Raw genomic sequence first — 25843 nt, forward strand, 5'->3', positions numbered from 1 at the left:
CGCCTCGACTATTTCGCGCCGTACAGCGCCATCACGTCCCTGCGGAACGCCGCGCCGCTGTCGGGGCGGCTGTAGAACATGTGGCCGCCCGCATAGTTGGCCAGGGTCACGCGGCCGTTCGCCGTCGCCGGCATCGCGTCGACGATCAGGCGCGAGGCGAAGAACGGGCACGACAGGTCGTTGTAGCCGTGCACGATCAGCACCTTCAGCTTGGGATCGACCGAAACGATCTTGCGAAGGTCCGAGACCGACTCCGTGTCGGGGCCGCGACCGCGATCCCAGTTGCGGTTCACGACGTCGGACAGGGCGTCGTAGCGGCCCTCCGGCTTCCAGCCAACGACGCGGGTGGTGAAGTCGACGATGGCGCTGGTCGTCGGCGCAATGATCGCATCCAGGATGGGGTCGTTGACCTCTTGGGTCGGCGCGTTGGGGAATGGATCCAGCGAGGTGACGTTGCTGTCATAGCGGCTGCCGAGGCGCCCCTTGTCGCGGAACACCTCGCGCAGGAACGACTGGGTCTCCAGGCGGCCGCCGGCGCGGCGGACATAATTCGGATCCAGCCCGGTCATGGCCGAGACCTTGGCCGTCAGGCGGTCGAGGGCGGCGGGGTCCGAGCCCTTCATCAGGTCGACCATGTATTCGCCGCGCGTGTAGTCCTCGACCGCCTTGATCGCCTCAGGGGTCAGCTTGCCGTCGCGCTCCAGCTTGGCCGCCGCGATCGACGGCAGGGTCCACATGGCCGGCAGCGGCGAGATCTCCTGCGAGACGCGGCCGGCGCTGGTCAGCAGCGGGGACACCAGCACGACGCCCTTCACCGCAACGCCAAGATCCGTCTGCAGGGTGTAGGCCAGCCGCGGCCCGCGGAAGCCGCCATAGCTTTCGCCGACCAGGTACTTGGGCGAGGTCAGGCGATCGGTCTTGACCAGGTAATCGAAGACGATCCGCGACAGGTAGTCGATGTCCTGCTTGACGCCGTAGAAGCGCTTCTTGGTCTCGTCCTCATTGACCAGCGAGCGCGAGAAGCCGGTGCCGACGGGGTCGATGAAGACGAGATCCGTGAAGTCCATCCACGAGGCCGGGTTGTCGTCCAGCTTGCTGAAATCCGATGGGCTGTCGCCCTCGGCGCCGAACTGCACCCGCTTGGGGCCCAGGGCGAAGTTCAGATAGACGCTGGCCGCGCCCGGACCGCCGTTGAAGGCGAAGGTGATCGGACGCTTGGGGTCTCGCGGACCGTCCAGGGTGTAGGCGGTATAGACCACCTCGGCGATCTTCTTGCCCTTCTCGTCGCGCACCGGCATCGCCCCGACCGTGGCGGTGTAGGCCAGGGTCTTGCCGGCCAGGACCGTGGTCTGCTTGACCGATTTCTCGCTGGGAAACGCGGGCAGGTCCGTTCCGGACTTCTCGCCGGCCGGCTTGTCGCCGCCCTTGTCCTGGGCGAACGCGACCGGACCCGACAAGGCCGCGACGGCGGCGAGGGCCAGCAGGCCCGCTCGGAAAGACTGTTTCATCGATACCCCTCCACTGAGGGCGAAAGTGCTAGGCCAAGGCGCGCGGCTTCACAACCTTGCGCCAACGTGATGGTGTGCCCGCGCACGGGAGGACTTTGTCATGGACGCCACGCGATCGCGCGACGCCGCCATTTTGCGCCTGGCCATAGGCCTGGCTCAGGGCGTTCTGCTGTTCCTTCTGCAGAAGGCCGACGAGTCCAAGGCCTGGCCCGCGACACAGCCGATGCTTTACGCGCCGCTGCTGGTCTGCGTGCTGATGATCCCGCTGCTGCCGCTGGCGGCGCTGTCGGCGATGCGTCGCGGGAGCCTCTTGGTCTGGACAGCCATCGCCACAGCCGTCACGGCGGTCCTGGCCGTTCACGCCGCCTGGGTCGGGGCAGCGCCCGATCGGATCGGCGTCAGCCCGCTGTCGCCGCCGCTGTTCCTGGCGACGGCGGCCATGCTGTTCATCGCCCACCATCTGGTTCAGCCGGCGGACGCGGCCGGCAAGCCCGTCGCACCCTACCCCGCCTATTTCGACCTGACCTGGACCAACGGCGTGCGGCTGGCGCTGTCGCTGGCCTTCACCGGCGCCTTCTGGCTGCTGCTGTTCCTGGCCGCCGCCCTCTTCAAGCTGATCGGGATCGAGGCCATCGGCAAGCTGATCGGCGAGACCGCCTTCGCCTTCCCGGCCACCGGCCTGATGTTCGCCGCCGCCGTCCACATGGCCGTGCAGCTGACCGAGGCCCGCGCGGGCCTGGTGCGCGGCGCGCTGACGGTCGGTTTGACCCTGCTCACCTGGCTGCTGCCACTGATGGTGCTGATCGGCGGCGGCTTCCTGGCCACCCTGCCCTTCACGGGCCTGGCGCCGCTGTGGGGCACCAAGGCCGCCACCGCCCTGCTGCTGGCCGCCGCCGCCGCCCTGATCCTGCTGATCAACGCCGCCTATCAGGACGGCGACGAGCCGCCCCACCTGATCCCCCGCCTCGCGGCGCGGATCGCGGGCCTCTTGCTGATCCCGATCGTGATCCTGGCCGGGTACGCCCTGTGGCTGCGCGTTGATCAGTATGGCCTGACGCCCGAGCGGGTGTTCGCCGGCGTCTTCCTGCTGGTCGCGATCGGCTTCACGATCGGCTACGCGCTCGCCGCCGTGAAGCCAGGCCCATGGATGAAGCCGCTGGAGCGGACAAACCCGCTGATGGCCGCTGTCTGCGTGCTGCTGCTGATCGCCCTCTTCACCCCGATCGCCGACCCGGCGCGACTGTCGGTGGCGAGCCAGGTCAAGCGCCTGGAGGCCGGTAAGGTGGCGGCGGACAAGTTTGACTTCCAGTTCCTGCGCTTCGACGCCGGTCGCTATGGGCGCGAGGCTTTGGAGCGGCTGAAGACCCATCCTAACGGCGAGATCGCCAAGCGGGCCCGTGAGGCCGCCGCCAGCACGGAAAGGCGCGTCGCGGCGGAGGAGGCGCGGCCGAACTTCAAGGCCATGGCCGTCTATCCGGCGGGCAAGACGCTGCCCGAGAGCTTCGTCACGCAGGACTGGTCCAAGCCCTCGGGCTCGAACTGCACCTTCACCGCCATGCAGTGCCCGGCGCTGATCACCGACGTGGACGCCGACGGCAAGGACGAGGTCCTGCTGGCTGAGGGCGACCGCCTGAAGGTCTTCGCTGAAGGCGCGGATCGGACCTGGCGGCTCACCTCAGTGGCGACGGTGGGCTGCGAGTCCTACGACCTGGAAGCCTGGATGAAGGCTAGCGCACCGAGCCTGAGCGAGCCTGTCGCCCGCCGCGACCTGATCCTCAACGGGCGGCGTCTGGCGCTGCAGCCGGCGAGCAAGGGTTGCGAGATCAGCGCTAAACCACCCCCGCGCTGATCGCGTTGAGCCGAGCATAGACCCCGCCCCTGGCGGTCAGCTCGGCGTGGCGGCCTTCCTCGACGACGCGGCCGCCCTGGAACACCAGGATCCGGTCGGCGCCGCGCACCGTCGACAGGCGGTGGGCGATGACGATCGTGGTGCGGCCTTCCATCAGCGCCTCGGCGGCGGCCTGGACGTGGCCTTCGGTCTCGACGTCCAGCGAAGAGGTCGCCTCGTCCAGGACGAGGATCGGCGCGTCGGCTAGGAAGGCGCGGGCGATGGCCACCCGCTGGCGCTCGCCGCCCGACAGCTTGACGCCGCGCTCGCCGACCAGGGTGTCGTAGCCCTTGGGCAGGCGCAGGATGAAGTCGTGGGCGCGGGCCTTGATGGCGGCGTCCTCGACCTCCTCGCGGGTGGCGTCCGGCTTGCCGTAGGCGATGTTCTCAAACAGCGTCCGGTGGAACAGGGCCGGGTCCTGCGGCACCACCGCGATGGCGCGGCGCAAGCTGGCCTGCTTCACCTTGGAGACGTCCTGGCCGTCGATGACCACCGCCCCGTCCTGCAGGTCGTGCAGGCGCTGGATCAGCTTGACGAAGGTCGACTTGCCCGAGCCCGTCGGCCCGACCAGCGCCACCCGCTCGCCGGGCGCGATCTTCAGGCTGAACCGGTCGTACAGCGGCGCGCCGGCCGCCTTGTAGCGGAAGGTCACCTCCTTGAATTCGATCGCGCCGGGACCCGGCTGGAAGTCGGGCGCGTTCGGATCATCGGCGATCTGCGGCGCAAGGCGGGTCCAGGCCGCGACGTCCTCGGTGTCGTCCAAGCCCTTTTGCAGCATGCGGATGTTTTCGCCGAGATTGCGCAGATAGCCGCTCATCAGCATGAAGGCGGTGATGGCGAAGGCGACGTCGCCTGGCGTGGCCGTGCCTTGCGCCCAGCCCCAGACCATGGCCCCGGTCAGGCCGGCCTGCAGCACCACGAGCAGCAGGTTCTGGCCCAGCCACACGTCGGTGAAGCGGTTCCAGGTGACCATCACCGCGTCGCGCCACTGCGCCGTCACCTGCGCCAGACGCTCAGCCTCGCGGGTCTCGGCCCCAAAGCTCTTGACGGTAGGGTTGGAGGTGACCGCATCGGCCAGGGCCCCGCCGATCTTCGAATCCAGCGCGTTGGACTTAAGGTTGCTGGGCCGCACATAGCGCTCGGTGATGACGAGGTTCACTGTCAGATAGGCCGCCACCACGACCAGCGAGATGACGCCCGCCAGCGGCTGGCGCACCAGCATGGCGACCGACAGGCCGATCAGCACGATCACCCCCGGACCCAGCCAGATGGTCACCGCGTCGGTGACGCTGTCATAGCCCCACATGGCGCGGGTCAGCTTGCGCACGGTCGCGCCGGCGAAGCTGTCGGCGTGCCAGTCCGACGAGAAGGCCTGCACCTTGGCGAAGCTCTCGTTGGTCATCTCCTCCATGTTCCGGGCCGCCAGCGGGATCCAGAACCGGTGAGCGATGTTGCGCACCACCGCGAAGGCGAAATAGACGCCGACAAAGATCGCCAGGGCCGACCAGGCCTGCCCATCGCCGCGCGGCTGGGTGGCGACGGTGTCGACGAGGTGTCCGGCCGCGTAGGGCAGCGCCAGATCGAAGGCCACAGCCACCAGGGTCAGGCCGACGCCCAGGCCAAACAGCACCGGCCGCCGCTTCCAGAAGCGGGCGACAAAGCCCAGCACCTGGCGATTGGACAGGGCGCGTTTCTTGGCGCCGGTCTCGTCTTCGTCCTCGAGGAAGTCGGTCATGGCGCGGGAGATAGGGCTTTTTGGCTCCCTCTCCCAGAGGGAGAGGGCTGGGGAGAGGGGTTAAGTCGGCCGACGGAGCGCGGTGATGCCGAAACCCCTCACCTCCCACCGCTTCGCGGCGGGTCCCTCCTCTCCCTATGGGAGAGGCTTACCTTTCCTGCGCCCGCCGCCGAACGGCCGCCAGCGCAGGAACCAGCGGATCGCGGGGCCCACCACCGGCACGCGCAGCATGGGGCGGACGGCGTGGGGTCGGGTCTTTAGGAAACACAGCACCGCGCCGATCCAGAACACTGTCGTCGGCATGCCCGGCACCACCGCCCCGACCGCGCCGGTGGCCAGCAGCGCGCCGCCCATCCCGTCCAGCACCCAACGCTCGACGCGGGTCAGGCGACGGCGGCGCGAGCGGCGATCCGGGACGGCGATGGCCATGCGCCGATCCTCGCGCCCCGAAACCCCGCTGTCGAGAAAATTGAGAGCGGCTCGCAAGACATCCCGCCCTTAAGCAAGGCGCAGGCGCGTGGGCGCGGCGCGGCGGCTCTGGGCCAGACCGCGCCGGATGCGCGGCCCGAACTTGGTCGCCGAGATCAGGCGAGCGACCATGGCCTTGTCTCCCACCTTGGCGAACAGGCGCGCTGCGGCCGCCCACAAGGCCGTGGTCACCGGGTGCGGCAGCACGATCCCGGCCGCGCCGCCGGCCAGCAGCAGGCTCCAGGCGCAAACGCGAAGAACAGCGCCGGAAAAGAATGACAGGGTCATGGCGAGGTCTCCTCGGGGTGTGACCGGACCTTCGCGCCGAACGCCAGATAAATCCAATTGATCGTTTTTCGCAGGCCAATCGATCTTCCCTATGGGACGTGATCGGGATCGCAGGTTAAGCCTCGCCCCATGAGCGCCACGCAAAACCCCTCGGGCGTCCTGCCCGACGCCGCCGCCACCAACTGGGTCGACCGCCACGCGCCCGAGCGCCTGCGGCCCTGGCTGAAGCTGGGCCGCTTCGACCGGCCGGTAGGGATCTGGCTGTTGATGCTGCCCGGTTGGCAGGGCATCGCCCTGGCCGCCGCCGAACAGGGCCGCTGGCCCAATCCGCTGCTGCTGCTGGCGGTGTTCGTCGGCGCGGCCCTGATGCGGGCGGCCGGCTGCGCGTTCAACGACATCGTCGACCGCGACTTCGACGCCCAGGTGGCCCGCACCGCCATGCGCCCGATCCCGGCGGGGCTGATCAGCGTCAAGCAGGCCTGGCTGTTCGTGGCCGGCTGCTGCCTGGCCAGCTTTCTCATTCTGATCTGCCTGGGCTGGACCGCGATCCTGCTGGGCGTGCTGTCGCTCGCCCTCGTGGCCGCCTATCCGTTCATGAAGCGGATCACCTGGTGGCCGCAGGCGTGGCTGGGCCTGACCTTCAACTGGGGCGCCCTTCTGGGCTACGCCGCCGCCACCGGGCATCTGTCGTGGTCCGCCGCCCTGCTCTACGCCTCAGGCATTTTCTGGACCCTGGGCTATGACACGATCTACGCGATCCAGGACATCGAGGACGACGCCCTGGCGGGGATCAAGTCCTCGACCCGGCGGCTGGGCCAACACGTCCAGATCGGCGTCGCGGGTTTCTATCTGGTCAGCTTCATCCTGCTGGTGATCGCCGGCTGGATCGGGAACATCGGCCCGCTGTTCCTGCCGCTGGCGGCCCTGTTTGCCGTGCACCTGTCGCGCCAGGCCGCCGCGGTGCGGATCGAGGATGGTCCCGGCGCGCTGAAGCTCTTCAAGTCGAACGCGCTGGCGGGCTTGCTGGTGTTCGCGGGCCTGGTGGCCGGCCTCTGGAAGCCGGGCGTGAGCTTCTAGCCGTGAACCCCGCCCGACCGTGACCTAAGGTCATGCTGTCGAGGCCGCGCGGACTGTGCGATGCTCATCGCATGGCCGTCGCTCCGCGTGTCAAACCGCAGGACCTATTCACGCCCGAGGAATGGACGCGGATTTCCGCGCGCTCGTCCTGGCGCGGCGTGTGGATGGTGGTCCACGCCTGGGGGGTGATCCTCGCCGCCGGGGCGCTGTTCGTGGCCTTCCCCAATCCGCTCACCTACGTGCTGGCCGTGATGCTGATCGGCGCGCGGCAACTGGGCCTGGCGATCCTGATGCACGAGGCCGCGCATGGCGGGCTGCATCCCAATCTCAAGATCAACGACTGGCTGGGTGAATGGCTGTGCGCGGCGCCGACCGGCGCGTCGCTGGCCAGCTATCGGCCCTATCACCTCAGCCACCATAAGTACGCCCAGCAGGCCGAGGATCCTGACCTCGTACTCTCGGCGCCCTTCCCGACGACCCGCGCCTCGCTGTGGCGCAAGGTCGTTCGCGACCTGACGGGCCAGACCTTTTTCAAGCAGCGCTTCGGGCCTTTGCTCGGAAAGATGAAGGGCGACGCGCCCAAGGGCGCGATCTTCGCCGGCGAGATCGCGCGGCAAAAGCCGTTCCTGCTGTGGAACCTCGGCATTCTGGTGGCGCTGTCGGCCATGGGCCTGTGGTGGGCGTGGCTGGCGCTTTGGATCGTACCGATGGCCACCTGGTTCCCGCTGGTCACGCGCCTGCGCAACATCGCCGAGCATGCCCTGGTGGCCAAGGACGAGCCCGACCCGTTCCGCCACGCCCGCACCACGAACGCCAACATGATCGAGCGCGCCCTGATCGCGCCCTACTACGTCAACTTCCACGCCGAACATCACATGTTCATGCACACCCCGTGCTGGAACCTGCCTTTGGCGCATCGGGTGCTGGAGAAGAAGGGCCTGACCCAGGGCATGCTGACCGCGCCGGGCTATCTGAGCGTGCTGAAGGCCGCATCGAGCAAACCGGCGGCCGCCTGAGCCGCCGGCCTCGCCCTTCGACAGGCTCAGGGTGAGGCCTGATCCGGCGCCGCGCCCGAAATCCTCATCCTGAGCTTGTCGAAGGACGAGGATTTCGGCTCCCCAGACCTGGCGTGCGATGCTCTAACCCCCTCCATGATCGTCCAGACCCTGGAGGGCCGTCGCGCCTTCATTCGCCAGAACACCCAGCTTCTGTCGCCGCCGCATGCGCCCGAACTAGTGCTGCATCTGGCCGACGAGGTCACGCCGCTGTGGAAGCTGACCGAGGAGGCGCTGGAGGAGATCGGCCTGCCGCCGCCCTTCTGGGCCTTCGCCTGGGCCGGCGGCCAGGCCCTGGCGCGCTACATCCTCGATCATCCGCAAACCGTCGCCGGCAAGACCGTCTTTGACTTCGCCACGGGCTCGGGCCTGGTGGCCATTGCGGCGATGAAGGCCGGAGCGGCGAGCGTCTTGGCCAATGACATCGACGTCTTCTGCGAGGCCGCCGTCACCCTGAACGCCGAGGCCAATGGGGTCGCGGTCGCCTTTACCGAGGCCAACCTGCTGGACGGGCCGCCGCCGGCGGCGCAGGTCCTGCTGGCCGGCGACATCTGCTACGAAAAGCCCATGACCGAGGCGGTGATGGACTGGCTGCGGCGCGGCCGCGCCCAGGGCTCGACGGTGCTGATCGGCGATCCGGGCCGCACCTACTTCCGCAAGGACGACCTCTTGAAGCTGGCCGAGTACCAGGTGGAGACGACGCGCGAGTTGGAGGACATGGCGATCAAGCGCACCAGCGTCTGGACTCTGCCCTGACGGCAAACTAGAACAATTCGGGAACATATGGAGCTGAGACCACCATGCGCGAAGACGGCAAGATCGACTATATCGAGTGGCCCGGCGGCGACCTGCCGGCGACCAAGGCCTTCTATTCCGCCGCCTTTGGTTGGAGCTTCGTCGACTACGGCCCCGACTATGTCGCGTTCGAGGGCCAAGGAGCTGACGGCGGTTTCGCCAAGCCGCAGGAAGGCTCCAGCGACAAGCCGCTGGTCATCCTCTACGCCCACGACCTTGAGGCGATGCTCGACAAGGTCACGGCGGCCGGCGGCGTGATCACCGCGCCGATCTTCAGTTTCCCGGGCGGGCGTCGCTTTCACTTCACCGACCCGTCGGGTAACGAGCTGGGCGTCTGGAGCGCGACGGGGGTCGAGTAGTGTCTATGCGTCTGACGGGCCTTGGCCTGCTTCTGCTGCCGATCGCCGGCGCCGCCCAAGCCGAGGATCCGCCGCCGGCGCCGGTCCCCGCCGAGGTCCGCGCGCTGGAGGGCTGCTGGCGCGGCGAGGGCGAGGTGATGGGCAAGCCGGTTGAGATCACGCTCGCCGCCCGTCCAGCCGCCCTCGGAACCCTGATGACCGTCGACGCCGACAGCCACGCCAAGGCTGATCCCGCGGACCGCTATGTGGCCCATTTGATTCTGGCCGGTCGCGGCGCGCCGCCCAAGGCGGGTCCGGCGACCGGCGTCTCGGGCTTCTGGGCCGACAGCTTTGGCGGTGACGCCACCGCCGTGGGCAAGGGCGAGGTCCAGCCCGGCGGCTTCGACATCGCCTACGCCTATCCCGACGCCAGCTTCCTCAATCGCTGGCGGCGCGACGGCGACCGCTTGACCTGGACGATCGTCGTCCCCGGCGGCGGCAAGGAAAGCGCCTTCGCCAGCTACGCCCTGACGCGCTCAGCCTGTCCGAAGGCCTAGGGCCTCGCGCGTCAAAACGGTATCGTTTTGACGCGATAACGAGGCTCTAAATCAAACACTTAGGGCGTGACTTACGCCGAAACCGGTTCCCACTTTCGGCGTCACGCCCTAGCGGCCGCCCGCATCAAACCGTCACACAGCGGCGCTAACGTCCGTCGCCTGACGATCGGGCGTTAGGGGATTGGGCGAGATGGTCGACAAGAGCTGCGGATCATGCGGCCTGTGCTGCAAGGTCTTGGCGATCGACGCCCTGGAAAAGCCCCAAGGCGCCTGGTGCGGGCATTTCAGGAAGGGCGGAGGCGGCTGCGGCTTCTACGAACACCGCCCGACCGCCTGCCGGGCCTTCACCTGTCTGTGGCTGACCCAGGATCGGCTGGGCGACGAATGGCGTCCCGACAAGGCCGGTTTCGTCATGTATGTCGATCGCGACGGCAAGCGGCTGAATGTGGTGGTCGACGCCAGCAAACCCGCCGCCTGGAAGCGCGAACCGTACTATTCGTACATCAAGTCGATGTCGCGTCGGGCGCTGGAGGGCTTTGAATTGGTGGTCTGCATCGGCGACCGCCGCATCGTGGTGTTTCCGACCGAGGATATCGACCTGGGCGTCCTGCCGCCCGATCGCAAGCTGGTCAGCGGCTATGTCGAGGGCGAGGACGGTCTGACGCCCTTCGCCATGGTGCTGGCTGACGTGGATTAGAGCATTTTTCGAGCGAAGTGGGTCCGGTTCGCGTCAAGAAAAATGCGCCAAAATAAACACTAGAGCTCACGGCCTGACCCAGTCAGGTCGTGAGCTCTAGAACCGGGGATGGAAGTCTCGCGGGGCCCAGCCAAAGTCCCGCGCAGCGTCCGATGAGTCGAAGGTGAGGTCCTGGCCCATGCGCGCGCCCATGGCGGTTGTGGCGCCGGGATAGAACGGCTTGGCGAGGCGCATCAGCAAGCCAAACAGCCAGGTCGGCATTGGCAGGCTACGGGGCGTCTTGCCCAGGCCCTCGAACACGCGGTCGACCATCACGCGGTAGCTGACTGTCTCGCCACCGACGAGGTCATAGGCCCGGTTCTGCGCGGCTGGCGCGTGAGCAGCGGCCAAGGCGCCAGTCGCCAGGTCTTCGGCGTGGACCGGCTGACGGAGGCCCTCCCCCGCCCCCGACAGCGGCATCACATGAAAGCGGCGCACCAGCCGGGCTATACGGCTGACGTTCTCGTCGTGGCCCTCGTCATAGATCAGGGTGGGCCTCAGGATCGTCCAGGCGACCCCGTTGGCGGCGCACCACGTCTCGAGCGCCTGTTCCGCCTTGGCCAGCGCCACCGCCACCGCGCGTTCGGCCGCGACCGGCGAGTCGGTCTTGGTGAACCGGCTGGTCGAGGAAAAGGCGACCAAGCGCGCCATGCCCCGCGCCTTCAGCGCCGGCAGCGCGGGCGGCAACAGCCAGATCGGCGACAGCGAGAACACCGTGGCGGCCAACGGCAGGCGCTCGTCCAGATCCGGATCCTTCAGATCGCCGCCGACCCAGCAGGCGTCGCCCGACGGCGGGCGGCGGCTGAAGGCGACCGGGTCAAGGCCCTCGTCCTTCAGGCGCGCCATCAAATGGCGGCCGATCAGGCTGGTCGCGCCCAGCACCAGCACCGGCGTCTTCAGGGGGTTCTCAGCGTCCATGGGCCACCTATAGTCCCGGCCGGGAGGGGTTGCCCATGACCTATGACGAGGTTCGCGCCTTTGCGTTCCGCCTGCCGGGCGTCGAAGACGGCACGGCCTACGGCCGGCCGTGCCTGAAAGCGCATGGCAAGTTCCTGACCCGCCTGTTCGAAGATGGCGAGAGCCTGGTCTGTCCGGCCGTGCCCTTCGACGAACGCGACATGCTGCTCGAGGCCGAGCCCGAGGTGTTCCATTTCACCGACCACTTCCGGAATTATCCTTACGTCCTGGTCCGCCTGGCGAGCGCACACCCCGGCACGGTGGAGCGACTGGTGATGCGCCAGTGGCGCGCCACGGCGCCCAAGTCAGTGCTAAAGGCCTGGGACGCAGCCCATCCGACGGAGATTCGATGAAAGGCCCGCTCGCGCTCTGGCGCATTCTGATCGCGCTGATCGCCTGCCTTGGCCCCGCCCTGCAGTACGGCCTGATGGTCTATGACGAGACCCTGGTCTCGGCGGCGGTGAAGTCGGTCGAGTTCTTCAGCTACTTCACGATCCTGACGAATATGCTGGCGGCCGCCGCCCTGACCGCGCCTCTGGTCGCGCCCAGCAGCGCCTTCGCCGCCTGGGCCGAACGCAGCGGGCCGCGCGCAGCGATCACGACCTATCTGGCGATCACGGCGGTCGTCTATCACACCCTACTGGCTTGGCAGTGGGACCCGCAGGGCCTGCGCAAGGTCTCCGACACCATCCTGCACACCATCACGCCCATCGCCTTCCTGCTGGACGTGGCCCTGCGCGGCGGGCAAGGGCCGGCGCGCTGGATCGTCGCGGCCAAGGCCATGGCCTTTCCGGCCCTGTTCGGCGTCTGGACCCTGGCCCATGGCGCGCTGACGACCTGGTATCCGTACCCCTTCATGAACGTCGCCAAGCGCGGCTATCCCAAGGTGCTTCTGACCATGGTGGAGATGAGCGTGGCCTTTGCGTTGGGCGCCCTGATCTTCATCGCCCTCTTCCGCCTTAGGGCCAGGGTGGCGCCCGGCCAGGGCGAACCCATATCGGCCTGACGCCTCTTCCGGAGTTATCGATGTCCAAGCTCGTTCCCGCCGTCCGCTCGGGCGATGTTCTCATGCCCGCCCTGGGCTTTGGTACCTGGCAGTTGGAAAACGGGACCGCCGTCCCCCTGGTCGAAAAGGCGCTTGAGGTCGGCTACCGCCACATCGACACCGCCCAGATCTACGGCAACGAGCGCGACGTAGGCGCGGCGATCAAGAATAGCGGCGTCAAGCGCGACGAGATTTTCCTCACGACCAAGGTCTGGATCGACAAGTTCGCCGACGGCGACCTGCAACGCTCGGCCGAAAAGAGCCTGGAGAAGCTGGGCGTCGACCATGTCGACCTGTTGCTGCTGCACTGGCCCAAGCCCGAGGTCCCGCTGGCCGAAACCCTGAAGGCCCTGAACGAGGTCCGCGCCAAGGGCTGGACCCGCGCCATCGGTCTGTCGAACTTCCCCTCGGCGCTGCTCGAAGAGGCCGCCAAGCTGTCGGACGCCCCGATCGCCACCGACCAAGTCGAGTATCACCCCTACCTGTCGCTGAAGACCCTGAAGGCCAAGGCCGACCAGCTGGGCGTCTCGATCACCGCCTGGTCGCCGCTGGCCCAGGGCAAGGTCGCGCAGGACCCTGTGCTGATCGAGATCGGCCGCGCCCACGGCAAGACGCCCGGTCAGGTCACCCTGCGCTGGATCATCCAGCAGGGGATCATCGCCATCCCCCGCACCAGCAATCCGGCGCGGATCGCCGAGAACTTCGATGTGCTCGATTTCGAGCTGTCCGACGCCGAGATGACCCGCATCCACGCCCTGGCCCGTCCCGACGGCCGGATCGGCGACTGGCTGGACAAGGCCTATCAGTGGGATGCGGACTAAGGGTGGCGCCTCGGTCCGATCCACGCTCTTAATCGCCGCTCACTCGGAGACCACCCATGCGCCTCGCCGTCGTCGCTCTCGCCGTCCTGTCCCTTCCGGCCCTTTCGGCCTGCACCGAGAGCAAGCAGGCCCGGCGTGCGGCGACGTGGAACGACAAGCCGGCCGACATCGTCTGCTGGTCTTACGGAACCCAGACCTTCGCCGGCCGCTCGACCGGCAAGGTTGAGTATGACGAGGGCGGCCGCATCTCGTTCGTCGACGCCGCCAACGGCCGCTACACGACGGTCGAGGGCGAGTGCCGGATCGTCTACGCGAAGTAGGCGGCTATTTCAGGCCGTCCTCGGCCAAGGTGTAGGCCACGATCGCGTTGGCGTGCCCGTGGCCCAGGCCATGCACGCTCTTCAGCACGGCGACGAGGTCCATGTGTTTGGCCGGGTAGGCGTCGCGCACGATCTTCTGCCAGTGAGCGATCGGCTGCCCGTACGTCTTCTCGATCGAGGGGAAGTAGGACGCCGGTCCCTTCACCTTGGTGTCGGACATGAAGCGCGCCTCCCCGGTTTGACGCGTTACTGATGCGTCGCGCGGCCGCACTGCGCAACTCCGCGGGAAAGACTGTGACCAAAACTCCCTCCGTTTTCAGACGAACGCGGTTTCGCTCGCCCCTGAAAGCGCTTAGGTAAGCCTCAACCTGAGCATAACCTTCCCAAGGCAAGGCGGGGACGAGATGGACGACGCGGGCGCGAGCCTTCAGGCGATCATGGCGGGGATGGGCCGGACGGCCCGCGAGGGCGCGCGCGCGCTTCGTCTCGCCACGCCAGAACAGCGCACCGCCGCCATCCAGGCCATGGCCGTCGCCATCCGCGAGGACGCCGACGCCATCCTGGCCGCCAACGCCAAGGATCTGGCCCGCGCCGAGGCCAACGGCGTGTCGGGTCCGATGCTGGACCGCCTGGCCCTGGACGCCGCACGTCTGGAAGGCGTGGCCGCCGGCGTCGAGGCCGTGGCCGCCATTCCCGATCCTGTCGGCGTCGCCACCTCGCGCTGGACCCGGCCCAACGGCCTGGACATCGCCCGCGTGCGCACGCCGATCGGCGTCATCGCCATGATCTATGAAAGCCGCCCCAACGTGACCGCCGACGCGGCCGCGCTGTGCGTGCGCTCGGGCAATGCGGTGATCCTGCGCGGCGGGTCGGAGTGCATCCACTCCAACCTCGCCATCCACGCCGCCATCGTCCGCGGGCTCCAGAAAGCCGGCCTGCCTGCCGGCGCCGTCCAGGCGGTGAAGACGCCCGATCGCGCGGCCGTCGGCATGATCCTGGCCGGGCTGGACAAGACCATCGACCTGATCATTCCGCGCGGCGGCAAGAGCCTGGTGGCCCGCGTCCAGGCCGAGGCGCGCGCCCCGGTGCTGGGCCACCTGGAAGGCCTCAACCACGTCTTCGTCCACGCCGACGCCGACCTGAAAAAGGCCGTCGAGGTGGTGGTGAACGCCAAGCTGCGCCGCGTGTCGGTCTGCGGCTCGGCCGAGACCCTGCTGATCGACGCAGCCGCCGCCGAAAAGCTTCTGCCGCCGATCGCCGACGCCCTGATCAAGGCCGGCTGCGAACTGCGCGGCGACGCCGCCGCCCGCGCCATCGAACCGACGATGAAAAAAGCCACGGTCGAGGACTGGACCACCGAATACCTGGCCCCAATCCTGGCCGTCGCCGTGGTCGACGGCGTGGCTGGCGCGGCGCGGCATATCGCCTCGTATGGCTCGGGCCACACCGACGCGATCATCACCGAGAACGCCGCCGCGGCCGAGGCCTTCATCGCCGAGGTCGACAGCGCCATTGTCCTGGTCAACGCCTCGACCCAGTTCGCCGACGGCGGCGAGTTCGGCTTCGGGGCCGAAATCGGCATCGCCACCGACAAGCTTCACGCCCGCGGCCCGGTTGGGGCCGAGCAACTGACGACGTTCAAGTATGTGGTTCGCGGGACCGGCCAGACTCGTCCCTGAGGCCGGCCGGCCCAACGCCCAGCGCTTGGGGTTCCACCTGGAGCCCGGGATGCGCGTCGGGCTGTTCGGCGGCAGCTTCAACCCGGCCCACGAGGGCCACGCCCACGTGGCCGAGACGGCCATGCGCCGCCTGGAGCTGGACCGCGTGATCTGGCTGGTGTCGCCGCAAAATCCGCTGAAGCCCTCGCATGAGACGCGCCCGGTGGCCGAACGCATGGCCAACGCCCGCCGCTGGGCGCGCGCGTCGGGTATGATCGTCTCCGACGCCGAGACGCGGCTGGGCTCGCAATACACGATCGACACCCTGCGCGTGCTGCGGGCCCGCTATCCCGGCGTGAAGTTCGTCTGGATCATGGGCGCCGACAGCCTGGCGACCTTCCATCGCTGGCGCGGCTGGACCCAGATCATGCGCGAAGTGCCCGTGGCGGTGATCTCGCGCCCCTGGATCGCGCTGAAGGCCCGCACCTCACCCGCCGCTCGCCGCTTCGCCTTCGCCCGCTGGCCGGCCAGCGCCGCCGCCCGCCTGCCGGACGCCAAATCGCCGGCCTGGGTCTACCTGACGGGCCCGCTGAACTTCGCCTCCTCGACCGCGATGCGGGCGCGGCAGAAGGGCTGAGAAGCGTTGCGTGAGGGCTTCGGAGCGCCCGCAAATCGCCGTTCGGCCATCACCCCCTCACGTTTCGCCCAATTCCGTGCTATGAGGGCTATCCACAGCGACCCCATAAGGAGCAATCCGCTGCGTAGCGACCCCGCGCAAAGTGCGCACGAAGGCCCGGCCGGCGCCGAGTCCTCGACTGAATCCCCGGGCCTGAGTCCGGTTCTCGACGTGAAGGCGCTGGAGCGCCTCATCCTCGACCGCCTTGACGACGACAAGGCCCAGGACATCGTCCACATCGACCTGACGGACAAGAGCTCGGTCGCCGACAGCCTGATCGTGGCGTCGGGCCGTTCGCACCGTCACGTCGGCGCGCTGGCCGACCATATCCTGCGCGCCCTGAAGGAAAACGGCTTCGGCAAGGCGCGGGTCGAAGGCCTGCCGCACTGCGACTGGGTGCTGATCGACGCCGGCGACGTCGTCGTTCACCTGTTCCGCCCCGAAGTGCGCAGCTTCTACAACATCGAGAAGATCTGGGCGGTCGACGCCCCGCACCGCACTGCGGCGAACTGATCCTGTCCTCGCTCGGCCGTCGCTCCCTCGCGAGTGACGGCCTAGAGCGTGAGGCCGAAAGTGGGAACCGGTTTCGGCTATTCTCACGCTCTAAGTATCTGATTTAGAGCCTTTTTAGCGCCTGAAATCGATTCCGATTCCAGGCTAAAGGCTCTAGAGCTATCGCGATGAAGATCACCATCCTCACCGTCGGAAAGCTCGGCCGCATGGTCGAGGCGCAGCTGGCGCTGGACTATGCGTCCCGCGCCACCGCGTCCGGCCGCGCGCTGGCGCTCGGCCCCGTGGATATCCTCGAGGTCGAGGCCAGAAAGCCTGGCAAGGCTGCCGAGGCCGAGGTGCTGCGCCCGCATCTGGAGGGCGCCTACGTCGTAGCCTGCGATGAACACGGCAAGGCCTGGAAGAGCCGCGCTTTCGCCGATCATCTGGCGCGCCTGCGCGATGATGGGAACCGCCGCGTGGTCTTCCTGATCGGCGGGGCCGACGGTCTTGACCCGTCGATCCTGGCGGCGGCGAACGAGACCATGGCCTTCGGCGTCCAGACCTGGCCGCACGCCCTTGCCCGCGCCATGCTGGCCGAACAAATCTATCGCGCCGCCACCATCCTGTCGGGCTCGCCCTACCACCGTGATTGAGGCAAGAGTTGCGGCGATGTCCCGCTCGCGACTCATCTTCGCCGTCTGCGCTCTCGCCTTGGCCGCGCCCACGATCGTGGTCGGCTGGCAGCGCGCCGACGCCGCCTTCGAGGCTCAACGCGCCAAGGACCGCCAGCTCGCCGCCGACACCCGGCGCGAGATCGAGGATCTGCGGGCCGAGCTTGATCGACTGGACCACGCCCGCATCGCCGCCGGGGTGGATGTCGACGCCAAGCGCGCGCGGCTGGAGGCGCTGAACGCGCGCGAAAACAAGATCCTCAGCGACCTTGGGCAGAACCGGCAGCGCCTGTCGCGCCTGCTCTCAGCGCTGCAGATGTTCCGCCGGGATCCGCCGCCGGCCCTGCTGGTCTCGCCGGGCGACGCGCGCGACGCGGTGCGGGCGGCCATCCTGATCCGGGCGATGACGCCCGAACTGAAGCAGAGAGCCGACGCCTATGGCCGTCAGGCCGTCGCGGTCGGGGCGCTGCGCCGCGAGGCCGCCGCCGCGTCGGCCGAGCTGTTCACCGCCGAAAGCGTCGTCGCCGACCGAAAGGGCGAGATCGAACGGCTGATCATCGAAAAGACCGAGCTGGAACGCGCCTACGCTCAGGAGACCCTGACCCAGGCCAACGAACTGAAAACCCTCGGCGCCCTGACCGACGGTCTCGGAAACGCACAGCCCAGCGGCCCGCTCTCCCTTCGCCCCCCGACGCAGGGCGCGATCATCCGTCGCTTTGGCCAGGAGATGACCGCAGGCGGCAAATCGCCGGGCCTGACGCTCCGGCCTGAAAGAGGCGCGACCATCGCCGCGCCCGCAGGCGGCGTCGTCGAATACGCCGGCGCGCTGAACGGCTGGGGCGCGGTGCTGATCCTGCGGGTGCAAGGCGCCTATCACGTCGTCCTGGCGGGCCTGGATCAGATCACCGTCTCGCCCGGACAATCTGTCGCGCCTGGCGCCCCGGTCGGCAAGATGCCTGCCCCTGTATCCTCCGAGCCGGAGCTCTATATGGAGGTTCGGGAAAACGGCGAGCCGGCCGATCCGGAGCGTTGGCTGAAACAGGAGTCGCGATAGTCGACTTTTTCAGTAATTGTGGCCGTAATTATACCTCCGGTCACGGACAGGGTTGGTCGGGGCTAAACACGGTTTGCGGCGCCGCGCGCCGCTAGGGAGCCTTCTGGGCCTTTATGCGCAAGTACCTGCTCATTGGCGTTTCGGCCTTCGTCCTCGGCGCGGGAACGATGGCCTATATCAGTCCCATCGCCCAGGCGAACAACGCCCCGAAGGCCCAGACCTACAAGCTGCTGGAGCTGTTCGGCGACGTGCTGGGCACGGTCGAGGACCAGTACGTCACCGAGGTCGATGACAAAAAACTGATCGAAGCGGCGCTGGACGGCATGCTGACCAGCCTGGACCCGCACTCGGGTTACCTGTCGCCCGATAGCTACGAAGACATGCAGGACACCACGCGCGGCGAGTACGGCGGGCTTGGCCTGGAGGTCACCAGTGAAGAGGGCGTGGTCAAGGTGATCTCGCCGATGGACGGCACCCCCGCCTCGCGCGCCGGCATCCAGGCCGGCGACTACATCACCGCCGTCAACGGCCAGAGCGTTCTGGGCCTGACCGTCAACGAAGCGGTCAAGCAGATGCGCGGCACGGCCGGCGAGGCCGTCACCCTCACCATCGCGCGCGACAAGACCGACCCGTTCGACGTCAAGCTGGTGCGCGAGGTGATCAAGCCCAAGGCCGCCATCGCCCGCATGGAGGGCGACTATGGCTATGTCCGCCTGCCCGGCTTCAACGAAAAGGCCACTGACGCCCTATCCAGCTCGGTCAACGAGCTGAAGTCCAAGAACCCGAAGATGAAGGGCCTGATCCTGGATCTGCGGAACAATCCGGGCGGTCTTCTGGACCAGGCGGTCGGCGTCGCCGACGTGTTCCTGGACGGTGGCGAGGTGGTCAGCCAGCGCGGCCGCGATCCGCGCAACATCCAGCGCTACAACGCCCGGGGCGGCGACATGCTGAACGGCCTTCCGATGGTTGTCCTGATCAACCAGGGCTCGGCCTCGGCGGCCGAGATCGTGGCCGGCGCCCTGCAGGACCGCAAGCGCGCCGAGGTGGTCGGCCTGACCAGCTTCGGCAAGGGCTCGGTGCAGACCGTGATCCCGCTGCGCGGCGGCGCCGACGGCGCGCTGAAACTGACCACGGCCAAATACTTCACGCCGTCCGGCCGGTCGATCCAGAAGACCGGCATCGCGCCGGACCTCGAGGTCGCCCAGACCCGCGACCAGGCCCAGGACATCGCCAACCGCGTCTGGTTCAGCGAGGCCAGCTTCAAGAACGCGCTGAACGCCGACGAGGGCAAGACCCGGGTGGCGCCGCACGCGCCGGCCGAGGCTCCGCCCACCGGCTTTGACGACAAGAAGGGCGACTTCCAGCTGCAACGCGCGATCGCGGTGCTGCAGGCTGGCGGCGTCGCCAAGACGCCGAAGCTGCCCAAGCCGGCCGCCAAGGTCGCCGAGGTCACCGCCAAGGCCGCTGCGGCGGCCGGCGGCAAGGCGCCGGTCACCGAGGTCAAGTAGGCGACGATCCCGAACCCTTCAAACGTCAACGCCGCCCCGGGTCTCCGGGGCGGCGTTTTCGGTTTCAGGGCGGCTGTCTCTAGAAGTCGGCCGAGATCGTGAACTGCACGGTCCTCGGCGGCGCGGAACGGAAGCTGGCGGCGGTGTTCACCGTCGTGCTGATCGTGCCCAGATAGTCCTTGTCGAGCAGGTTATCGATATTGACCCGCGCCTTGATCTGGCTGAACGGCCCCGCTGCGAAGCCGTCGCCGATGTCGATATAGGCGTTGACGATCGTATAGCCGCCGACCTTCTCGCTGTTGATGAAGTTGGTGAACCGGCTCTCCAGATGGCGCGCCGAGACGTTCATCAGAAGGCCGTCGAAGGGCTCAACCGTCAGGCCGCCCTGAACGACCCAGTCGGGGAAGTCCGGCACCTTCTTGCCGGCGATGGCCAGGGTGGTGGCCGCCGCCGTCGTGCTGGCGCGGTAGTTCAGGACGTCGTCCTGGAACTTGGCGCTGTTGTACGAGACGTTGGCGTTGAAATAGGCCTTGCCCGCCAGGAACTCCGGCTTCCACTGGCCGCTGAACTCGACGCCCTTGGCCCGCACCGCCCCGACGTTCTGGAAGAAGGTCTCGGTGATCCCGCCGCCGCCTGGCACCAGAGCGGCGAACGACTGCAGGCGGTTCTTGAACTCCGTCTGATAGACCACGACCGAAGCGTTGAACGTCTTGTGGTTGGCGCGATAGCCAAGCTCCCAGTTCGTCGAGGTCTCGGGATCGGGGCCCGCGACCGTCGGGCTGGCGGCTGAGAAGATGTCGTCGGCGCCGCGGGGCAGCGCCATGTTCTCCGAATAGGAGGCGAACACCTGATCGCGCCCGGTCAGGCTGTAGACCCCGCCGACCTGGGGCAGGAAGCTGTCCTTCCAGTTGTCCTTCAGCATCGGGCGACGGCGGTTGATATAGTCGTTCGGGTTGCGATAGCCCGAGATCTTGTAGTCGATGTCAGTCGCCTTGAAGCCGAGCTCCAGCTTCAGCTTGGAGTCCATCAGAGTCAGGGTGTCCTTCAGGAAGAACTGCTTGGTCTCGCGCAGCGACTTGTAGTCGCGCTGGGCGTGAACCCGCTCGTTGAAGAGCGGCGCGCCGTCGGGGTTGCCGCCCTCGACATTGTAGCGGTTCTGAGTGCGGTGATAGTCGTCGTTCTCGAGCCAGAGGCCGGCCTCGATCTTGTTGAAGCCGACATGCCAGGCCAGCTTGGCGGTCACCCCCTGGCGGATGCCGTCCACGCCCGACAGGCCGTACTGGATGCCCTTGGGCGCGAACAGGCCCGGCACGATCAGGCGCTGGGCGTTGTGGCTGGCCAATGATGTCGCGTAGGCCTCGGGCGAAACGCCGTAGCCGCCCTTGTCCTCGTAATAGGCCGTGGTGGTCAGGTCGAGGCTCTCGCCCAGTGGCGTGTTCAGCGTCAGGCCATAGAGGTGGTCCTTCCGCTTGTTGATCGCGAACTTGTAGTACTGCGCGTAGCCGGCGTTGGAGTACGGCACGCCCGCCACCGCTTCGGGAAGGCTGGCGGTGGGGATGGTGATCGCCGTGCCGAACGGAACCGACGTCGGCGGCACGCCCAGATAGGCGAAATAGCGGCCCTTGCGACCGAAGAGATCGCCAGCCGTCCCCGCGTACTGGGCCTTGGTGATCGACGGGCTGTCGTAGTCGAAATAGTCGTTGTGCACGGTCTGGAAGGTGACGTCACCGCCGTTGGGCAGGTCGTACTTCAGCTTGCCCTCATAGTGCTTGCGATCGATCGTGCCGGGGCCGCGCCACAGGTCGCCCTTGATCCACGACCCGCTCACATAGCCCGACAGCGGTCCCACCTTGCCCATCTCAAGCCGCAGGAAAGTGCGGCGAAGGTCGTCGCTTCCGAAGGTCTGGCTAATCGCGCCCCCCGCCTCCTGAGACGGCGCCTGGGTGAAGTAGTCGACGATCGGGCCGAGCGACGCGTAGCTGGGCAGGGCCACGTCGCCGGCGCCGGAGGAGGCCGTCACCCGCAGCAGGTTCTCGTTGTCGACATAGCGATAGATCGGGCTGCCGCCGAACTGGTCGCTGCGCCCCATCGGAATGTTGTCCAGCAGGAACCCGATCTGCTGGAAGTTGAAGGCCCGCACCGAGACCGAGTTGCCGAATTCGTACATGCCCAGCGCGTCATTGGCCTGGACGTTGAAGCCCGGCAGGCTCTCCAGCATCTTCAGGCCCGTAATGCCGGCGGGGGCTGACAGCAGGGCCTCGCGCGTGATCGAGACGGTCGCGGTGGCCCGATCGGTGCCGATGGCGACGCTGGCCTCCGACAGGCGCTTGCCTGTCACCACCACGGCGTCGACTTCGGCGGCCTTGTCCGCCTCCTGAGCGGACGCGGCGGTCGCGCCGCCCAACAAGGAGGCGGCCAGGAGGAGCGCCTTAAAGCGAGCGGCGTCGCGGGCGGGTCTGCGAGAAGTCATGACTATCCCCAATCATGTTGACCCGCTCAGCGTCACAAGGGGGAAAATCCAGGTAAACCCTCTGGAAATAAAAACATGGAAACAAGACCACTTCGTCAAAAGCTTATGCAACATCTGTTTGATTTTAAGTCACGATCAATATTCTATAATCGAATCGAAACGACTTAACCGCGAAAGCCCGACCGGCGATCGCGTTACTGAATTACGGAACATCTACGGAGGCTATACGCTAGTGATGACACACAGGGGCTTGGACGCGCCGAAGCGACACGCCTTCTGCCCCCGCTGTCCTTGGCGCCTGAGAGATTCAGCAGCCGGCCAAGGGCCGGCGGGCCTTGCTCCTTCGGCGAGGGCGGCTAGAGCCTCGCGCTCTAGCGCCCTGCTTTCCAGCGTTCAACGTCTCGCGCGGTCCTTTTGCTTGAGCGTTTCCGGGGCGGTTTCGCCTTCAGCGCCGGGCGAGGCCCGGTCTCTCCCGCGAGAGGCCCTCAGGGGACGAGCATGAGTCAGGAACGTCAATCCGCGTCCGGAAGACTTTTCGACAGCTTGACGCCTGCGCTCGCGTCTGTTGCAGAAAACGATGATTTCAGCGGCGCCCGCGTCGCCGCGCCGCGCCCTGGATCGGCGCTGGCCATATCTCGTTAACCATATCTTCGAAGCTTGCCCTCTAGGGTGAAGACGTCATGGCCGTCTCGTTCTCGCGCAAGCCCGCCTACGCCGCCGCCGCGCCCGCACCGGGCGTGCCTGGAGATCTGCGCGCCAAGCTCATGGCGGCGATCAGCAATCCCTATATCAGCGCCAGCGGCGCGGCCCTGCTGTTCCTGGCCTCGGTCGCGACGCTCGTCCTGATCACCAGCGATCCGCACGCGGGCTCGCCGGTGATTCGCCTCGAACTGACCAAGATCGGCGCCACCAAGAACGCACCCGAGGGCTGGCGCGAGGCGCTGGGCGGAGATCCGGCGCACGAAGCCAGCCTCGTTCCTGGCGAGCTGGGCCTATCGGCCAATCCGTTCGGCCCGATCATGGCCAAGGCCGAGGGCGAGGCGCCCATCGCCGAAGGCCTGGAAAACGCGACCGCCATCCCGCAAGGACCTGGATTGCCCCAGGCCCCGCTCGCCGGCTTGAGCGCGCCCGGGCCTGGCGGTGGCCTCTTGCCGATCATCGCCGCCGACGGCCGCACGGCCGCCGAGGCCTACGCCCGTCCGTTCACGCCGAACGGTCGCCCCAAGGTCTCGGTCGTCATCGGCGGCCTTGGCTTGAACGCCCAGACCACCCGCGCGGCGATCGAGACTCTGCCCGGCGAGATCACCCTGTCCTTCGCCCCCTACGCGGAGGGCCTGCAAGGCTGGATCGACCTGGCCCGCGCGCACGGCCACGAGGTGCTGCTGGAAACGCCGATGGAGCCGGCGGACTATCCGGCGAACGACCCTGGCCCCTACACGCTGATCGCGACCAACCGGCCTGACGACACCGTGCGCAAGCTGGAATGGCTGATGTCGCGCGCCACCGGCTATTTTGGTCTGTCGAATTATCTCGGCGCGCGCTTCGTCGACAACGACCAGGCGATGAACACATTCAACGCCACGCTGAAGGCCCGAGGCCTGGCCTTCATCGACGACGGCCTTGCCGCTCGCCGGGCGGGCCCCATCCCCCGCGCCTCCGCCGACCGGGTGATCGATGACGAACTGTCCGCCAGCGCCATCGACGCCCAGCTTCGCGCCCTGGAGACCGGCGCGGCCGGACGGGGCCAGTCCATGGGCTCGGGCTTCGCCTATCCCGTGACGATCAATCAGGTGCGAACCTGGGCCGCAGGCCTGCAGGCGCGCGGGATCCAGCTAGCCCCCGCCTCGGCCCTGGCGCATCGCTGAGCGCCCTGAGATAAGGTCCGCCATGACTGAGCTGGACCATCCTCACCATCGCCCCAATGTCGGCGTCGTGCTGTTTAACCCGGATGGCCGCGTCTGGCTGGGCCGTCGCCATCGTCAGGCTCCGCCCTACAACTGGCAGTTTCCGCAAGGCGGCGTGGATGACGGCGAGGATCTCGAAGCCGCGGCCCGTCGCGAGCTCGCCGAAGAGACCGGCGTAACGTCCGTGGAGCTTCTCGGACGCACCGAGGGCTGGATCACCTACGACTTCCCGCCGGAGGTCCTGGCCAATCCGAAACAGGCCCGAGGCTGGCGGGGGCAGAAGCAGGTCTGGTTCGCCTATCGTTTCGTCGGCGAAGAGTCGGAGATCAATCTGGAAGCGGACGAACACGTCGAGTTCGACGCGTGGCGATGGGGCAGGCTCGACGAAACGCCCGAACTGATCGTACCCTTCAAACGCGGGGTTTACGAAGCAGTGGTCGCCGCGTTCCAGGGGTTCGCGCGCGGGGCCTGATCTGTCGTCCGCCGCGAAGGGGAGAGTTGGATGACGGACACGGTCCTGTTGATTCACGGTTACGGCTGCGCCGGCGACGTCTGGGGTCCGGTCGCTGAGCGACTGAAGGCCGAAGGCTATCGCGTCGAGGCGCCGACGATTCGCTCGGCGGTGCGCACCGTCGACGGCCCAAGGGCGGGTCTGGCAGGCCTGACGCTGGCCGACTATGTCGCCGAAATGAGCGCCCTGGCCCAGACCCTGGCCAAGGAAACCGGGAAGAAGCCGCTGGTCGTCGGCCACTCGATGGGCGGACTGATCGCCCAGAAGATCGCCGAAGCCGGCCACGCCTCGGCTCTGGTTCTCTTCGCGCCCGCTTCGCCCGCCGACGCGCGCGGCAAGCCCAAGCTTTCGCCGGTCTTCACCTTCCTGAACATGGCGCTGCAGTCCAAGCCCGAAACGCGGGCGGGCAAGATGTGGAAGACAGGTTTCAAGTTCGGCGTGATGAACGTCGTGCCGGCCAGCCGCCATGACGCCCTCTACGCCACGATGGTGCACGACAGCGGCCAGGTCCTGGCCGACCTGGCCTGGCCGGACAAGGATCCGAACAAGACCGCGCACGTTGACGCGACCAAGGTGACGGTTCCGGTGCTCGTGCTGGCCGGCGCGCTGGACCGCACGACGCCGCTGGACGACGTGCAGCGGATCGGGCGCAAGTACGCCACCGCCGATATCAAGATCTATCCCAACAACGCCCACTATCTCATAGACGAGCCGAACACGATGAAGATCCTCGATGACGTGATCGCCTGGCTGCGGGGCAAGTCCCAGACGCCCGCCGCCCCGGCCGCACCGGCTCCAAAGGCCGCCCCGGCGCCCGCGCCCGAACCCGCCAAGCCGGCGGCCCCCGCCCCGGCCGAAGCGGCCGCGCCTGCGCCGGAACCGGTGAAGGCTGCGGAACCGGCTCCCGCCAAGAAGGCCGCGACCCCGAAGGCGGCGGCGAAGCCGAAGGCTGAGCCCAAGCCCAAGGCCCCGGCCAAGGCGCCCGCCGCTAAGAAGACCGCCGCACCGAAAGCCAAGTCGACGCCCGCGGCCGAACCTGCGGCCAAGGCGGCGCCCGCGCCAAAGGCCAAGCCCGAAGCCAAGCCGGCGGCTGAAAAGGCTCCCGCAGCCAAGAAAGCCGCCGCGCCCAAGGCCGCGGCAAAACGCGCTGCGAAGGCGGACACTAAGCCCGCGCCTGCCGCGAAGAAGCCCGCCGCTCCTAAGGCCGCCCCGAAAGCTGCGAAGCCGCCTGCGACAAAGGCGCCGGCCAAATCCTCGCCCAAGGCCAAGAAGTAAGTGTAGGCTGACCCCGCCGGCTGCTTCGTCGGCGGG

Annotated in this window: 27 protein-coding genes, 1 pseudogene and 1 riboswitch; of the genes and pseudogenes, 20 read left to right on the forward strand and 8 right to left on the reverse strand. The window is 67.7% G+C overall.

Annotated features, from left to right (window positions below; translation table 11 throughout):
- Positions 1-8: 8 nt before the first annotated feature.
- Positions 9-1508 carry a S10 family peptidase gene (locus J2X45_RS14225; RefSeq protein WP_310215810.1) on the reverse strand — a complete coding sequence of 500 codons (1500 nt, stop codon included), beginning with the start codon at positions 1506-1508 and terminating at the stop codon, positions 9-11.
- 100 nt (positions 1509-1608) lie between these two features.
- Between J2X45_RS14225 and J2X45_RS14230 the strand changes: the two genes are divergently transcribed.
- Entirely contained in the window at positions 1609-3357 is a 1749-nt protein-coding gene (locus tag J2X45_RS14230) for a DUF4153 domain-containing protein (RefSeq protein WP_310215813.1), read from the forward strand.
- On the opposite strand, the gene J2X45_RS14235 is transcribed toward J2X45_RS14230, so the two are convergent.
- From J2X45_RS14235 to J2X45_RS14245, 3 genes are all read right to left on the reverse strand, one after another.
- Positions 3338-5131, reverse strand: coding sequence for an ABC transporter ATP-binding protein (locus J2X45_RS14235; protein ID WP_310215815.1), 1794 nt, complete (start codon positions 5129-5131; stop codon positions 3338-3340). The genes J2X45_RS14230 and J2X45_RS14235 overlap by 20 nt on opposite strands.
- Positions 5132-5266: 135 nt before the next feature.
- Positions 5267-5560: a DUF454 family protein gene (locus J2X45_RS14240; protein ID WP_310215817.1), complete on the reverse strand. Its 294-nt coding sequence runs from the start codon at positions 5558-5560 to the stop codon at positions 5267-5269.
- A gap of 69 nt (positions 5561-5629) precedes the next feature.
- The gene (locus J2X45_RS14245) at positions 5630-5887 is read right to left on the reverse strand and encodes a hypothetical protein (RefSeq protein ID WP_310215820.1); all 258 of its coding nucleotides are present in this window, start codon (positions 5885-5887) and stop codon (positions 5630-5632) included.
- 129 nt (positions 5888-6016) lie between these two features.
- Between J2X45_RS14245 and ubiA the strand changes: the two genes are divergently transcribed.
- Positions 6017-6964, forward strand: coding sequence for a 4-hydroxybenzoate octaprenyltransferase (gene ubiA, locus J2X45_RS14250; RefSeq protein ID WP_310215822.1), 948 nt, complete (start codon positions 6017-6019; stop codon positions 6962-6964).
- 71 nt (positions 6965-7035) lie between these two features.
- Positions 7036-7980, forward strand: a complete 945-nt coding sequence (locus J2X45_RS14255; protein WP_310215824.1) for a fatty acid desaturase family protein — start codon at positions 7036-7038, stop codon at positions 7978-7980.
- On the opposite strand, the pseudogene J2X45_RS14260 reads toward J2X45_RS14255, so the two are convergent.
- Positions 7976-8100 (reverse strand): annotated as a pseudogene (locus J2X45_RS14260) (hypothetical protein); the annotation flags it as partial. The gene J2X45_RS14255 and the pseudogene J2X45_RS14260 sit on opposite strands and share 5 nt — an antisense overlap.
- 15 nt (positions 8101-8115) lie before the next feature.
- Here J2X45_RS14260 and J2X45_RS14265 point away from each other — a divergent pair.
- From J2X45_RS14265 to J2X45_RS14280, 4 genes are all read left to right on the forward strand, one after another.
- Entirely contained in the window at positions 8116-8775 is a 660-nt protein-coding gene (locus J2X45_RS14265; RefSeq protein WP_310215826.1) for a methyltransferase, read from the forward strand.
- Between the two features lie 44 nt (positions 8776-8819).
- Positions 8820-9173, forward strand: a complete 354-nt coding sequence (locus J2X45_RS14270) for a VOC family protein (RefSeq protein ID WP_310215828.1) — start codon at positions 8820-8822, stop codon at positions 9171-9173.
- 5 nt (positions 9174-9178) lie between these two features.
- Positions 9179-9709 (forward strand): hypothetical protein, encoded by a 531-nt coding sequence (locus J2X45_RS14275; RefSeq protein WP_310216061.1) that lies wholly within the window; start codon positions 9179-9181, stop codon positions 9707-9709.
- Positions 9710-9899: 190 nt separating this feature from the next.
- Positions 9900-10406, forward strand: coding sequence for a YkgJ family cysteine cluster protein (locus tag J2X45_RS14280; protein WP_310215830.1), 507 nt, complete (start codon positions 9900-9902; stop codon positions 10404-10406).
- A gap of 96 nt (positions 10407-10502) precedes the next feature.
- Here J2X45_RS14280 and J2X45_RS14285 read toward each other — a convergent pair whose 3' ends face one another.
- Entirely contained in the window at positions 10503-11363 is an 861-nt protein-coding gene (locus tag J2X45_RS14285; protein ID WP_310215832.1) for an NAD-dependent epimerase/dehydratase family protein, read from the reverse strand.
- A 29-nt stretch (positions 11364-11392) separates the two neighbouring features.
- Between J2X45_RS14285 and J2X45_RS14290 the strand changes: the two genes are divergently transcribed.
- The 4 genes from J2X45_RS14290 to J2X45_RS14305 are packed head-to-tail and all read left to right on the forward strand — an operon-like array spanning position 11393 to position 13588.
- Positions 11393-11755 carry an MmcQ/YjbR family DNA-binding protein gene (locus J2X45_RS14290; protein ID WP_310215833.1) on the forward strand — a complete coding sequence of 121 codons (363 nt, stop codon included), beginning with the start codon at positions 11393-11395 and terminating at the stop codon, positions 11753-11755.
- Positions 11752-12408 (forward strand): Pr6Pr family membrane protein, encoded by a 657-nt coding sequence (locus J2X45_RS14295; protein WP_310215834.1) that lies wholly within the window; start codon positions 11752-11754, stop codon positions 12406-12408. The genes J2X45_RS14290 and J2X45_RS14295 overlap by 4 nt, the downstream gene beginning before the upstream one ends.
- A 20-nt stretch (positions 12409-12428) precedes the next feature.
- Positions 12429-13268 carry an aldo/keto reductase gene (locus J2X45_RS14300; protein ID WP_310215835.1) on the forward strand — a complete coding sequence of 280 codons (840 nt, stop codon included), beginning with the start codon at positions 12429-12431 and terminating at the stop codon, positions 13266-13268.
- A gap of 56 nt (positions 13269-13324) precedes the next feature.
- Positions 13325-13588, forward strand: coding sequence for a hypothetical protein (locus J2X45_RS14305; protein WP_310215838.1), 264 nt, complete (start codon positions 13325-13327; stop codon positions 13586-13588).
- Between the two features lie 4 nt (positions 13589-13592).
- On the opposite strand, the gene J2X45_RS14310 is transcribed toward J2X45_RS14305, so the two are convergent.
- Positions 13593-13808: a DUF4287 domain-containing protein gene (locus J2X45_RS14310; protein ID WP_310215839.1), complete on the reverse strand. Its 216-nt coding sequence runs from the start codon at positions 13806-13808 to the stop codon at positions 13593-13595.
- Between the two features lie 184 nt (positions 13809-13992).
- On the opposite strand from J2X45_RS14310, the gene J2X45_RS14315 reads away from it, so the two are divergent.
- From J2X45_RS14315 to J2X45_RS14340, 6 genes are all read left to right on the forward strand, one after another.
- Positions 13993-15267 (forward strand): glutamate-5-semialdehyde dehydrogenase, encoded by a 1275-nt coding sequence (locus J2X45_RS14315; RefSeq protein WP_310215840.1) that lies wholly within the window; start codon positions 13993-13995, stop codon positions 15265-15267.
- The gene (locus J2X45_RS14320) at positions 15233-15883 is read left to right on the forward strand and encodes a nicotinate-nucleotide adenylyltransferase (RefSeq protein ID WP_310215842.1); all 651 of its coding nucleotides are present in this window, start codon (positions 15233-15235) and stop codon (positions 15881-15883) included. The genes J2X45_RS14315 and J2X45_RS14320 overlap by 35 nt, the downstream gene beginning before the upstream one ends.
- Positions 15884-16003: 120 nt before the next feature.
- Positions 16004-16435 (forward strand): ribosome silencing factor, encoded by a 432-nt coding sequence (gene rsfS / locus J2X45_RS14325; protein WP_168193729.1) that lies wholly within the window; start codon positions 16004-16006, stop codon positions 16433-16435.
- Positions 16436-16602: 167 nt separating this feature from the next.
- Complete coding sequence (gene rlmH / locus J2X45_RS14330; protein WP_096054103.1) at positions 16603-17067, forward strand: 23S rRNA (pseudouridine(1915)-N(3))-methyltransferase RlmH; 465 nt, start codon at positions 16603-16605, stop codon at positions 17065-17067.
- A 16-nt stretch (positions 17068-17083) separates the two neighbouring features.
- Positions 17084-18139, forward strand: coding sequence for a peptidoglycan DD-metalloendopeptidase family protein (locus J2X45_RS14335; RefSeq protein ID WP_310215845.1), 1056 nt, complete (start codon positions 17084-17086; stop codon positions 18137-18139).
- Between the two features lie 113 nt (positions 18140-18252).
- On the forward strand, positions 18253-19647 hold the full coding sequence (locus J2X45_RS14340; protein WP_310215848.1) for a S41 family peptidase: 1395 nt from the start codon (positions 18253-18255) through the stop codon (positions 19645-19647).
- Between the two features lie 79 nt (positions 19648-19726).
- Here J2X45_RS14340 and J2X45_RS14345 read toward each other — a convergent pair whose 3' ends face one another.
- Entirely contained in the window at positions 19727-22129 is a 2403-nt protein-coding gene (locus J2X45_RS14345; RefSeq protein WP_310215851.1) for a TonB-dependent receptor, read from the reverse strand.
- Between the two features lie 384 nt (positions 22130-22513).
- Positions 22514-22602, reverse strand: a riboswitch (glycine riboswitch).
- 195 nt (positions 22603-22797) lie between these two features.
- On the opposite strand from J2X45_RS14345, the gene J2X45_RS14350 reads away from it, so the two are divergent.
- The 3 genes from J2X45_RS14350 to J2X45_RS14360 are packed head-to-tail and all read left to right on the forward strand — an operon-like array spanning position 22798 to position 25807.
- Entirely contained in the window at positions 22798-23982 is a 1185-nt protein-coding gene (locus J2X45_RS14350; RefSeq protein WP_310215852.1) for a divergent polysaccharide deacetylase family protein, read from the forward strand.
- Positions 23983-24004: 22 nt separating this feature from the next.
- Positions 24005-24493, forward strand: a complete 489-nt coding sequence (locus tag J2X45_RS14355) for an RNA pyrophosphohydrolase (protein WP_310215853.1) — start codon at positions 24005-24007, stop codon at positions 24491-24493.
- Between the two features lie 30 nt (positions 24494-24523).
- Complete coding sequence (locus tag J2X45_RS14360) at positions 24524-25807, forward strand: alpha/beta hydrolase (RefSeq protein ID WP_310215855.1); 1284 nt, start codon at positions 24524-24526, stop codon at positions 25805-25807.
- Positions 25808-25843: the final 36 nt, after the last annotated feature.

The organism is Caulobacter sp. BE264 (assembly GCF_031457805.1).
Taxonomy (GTDB): domain Bacteria; phylum Pseudomonadota; class Alphaproteobacteria; order Caulobacterales; family Caulobacteraceae; genus Caulobacter.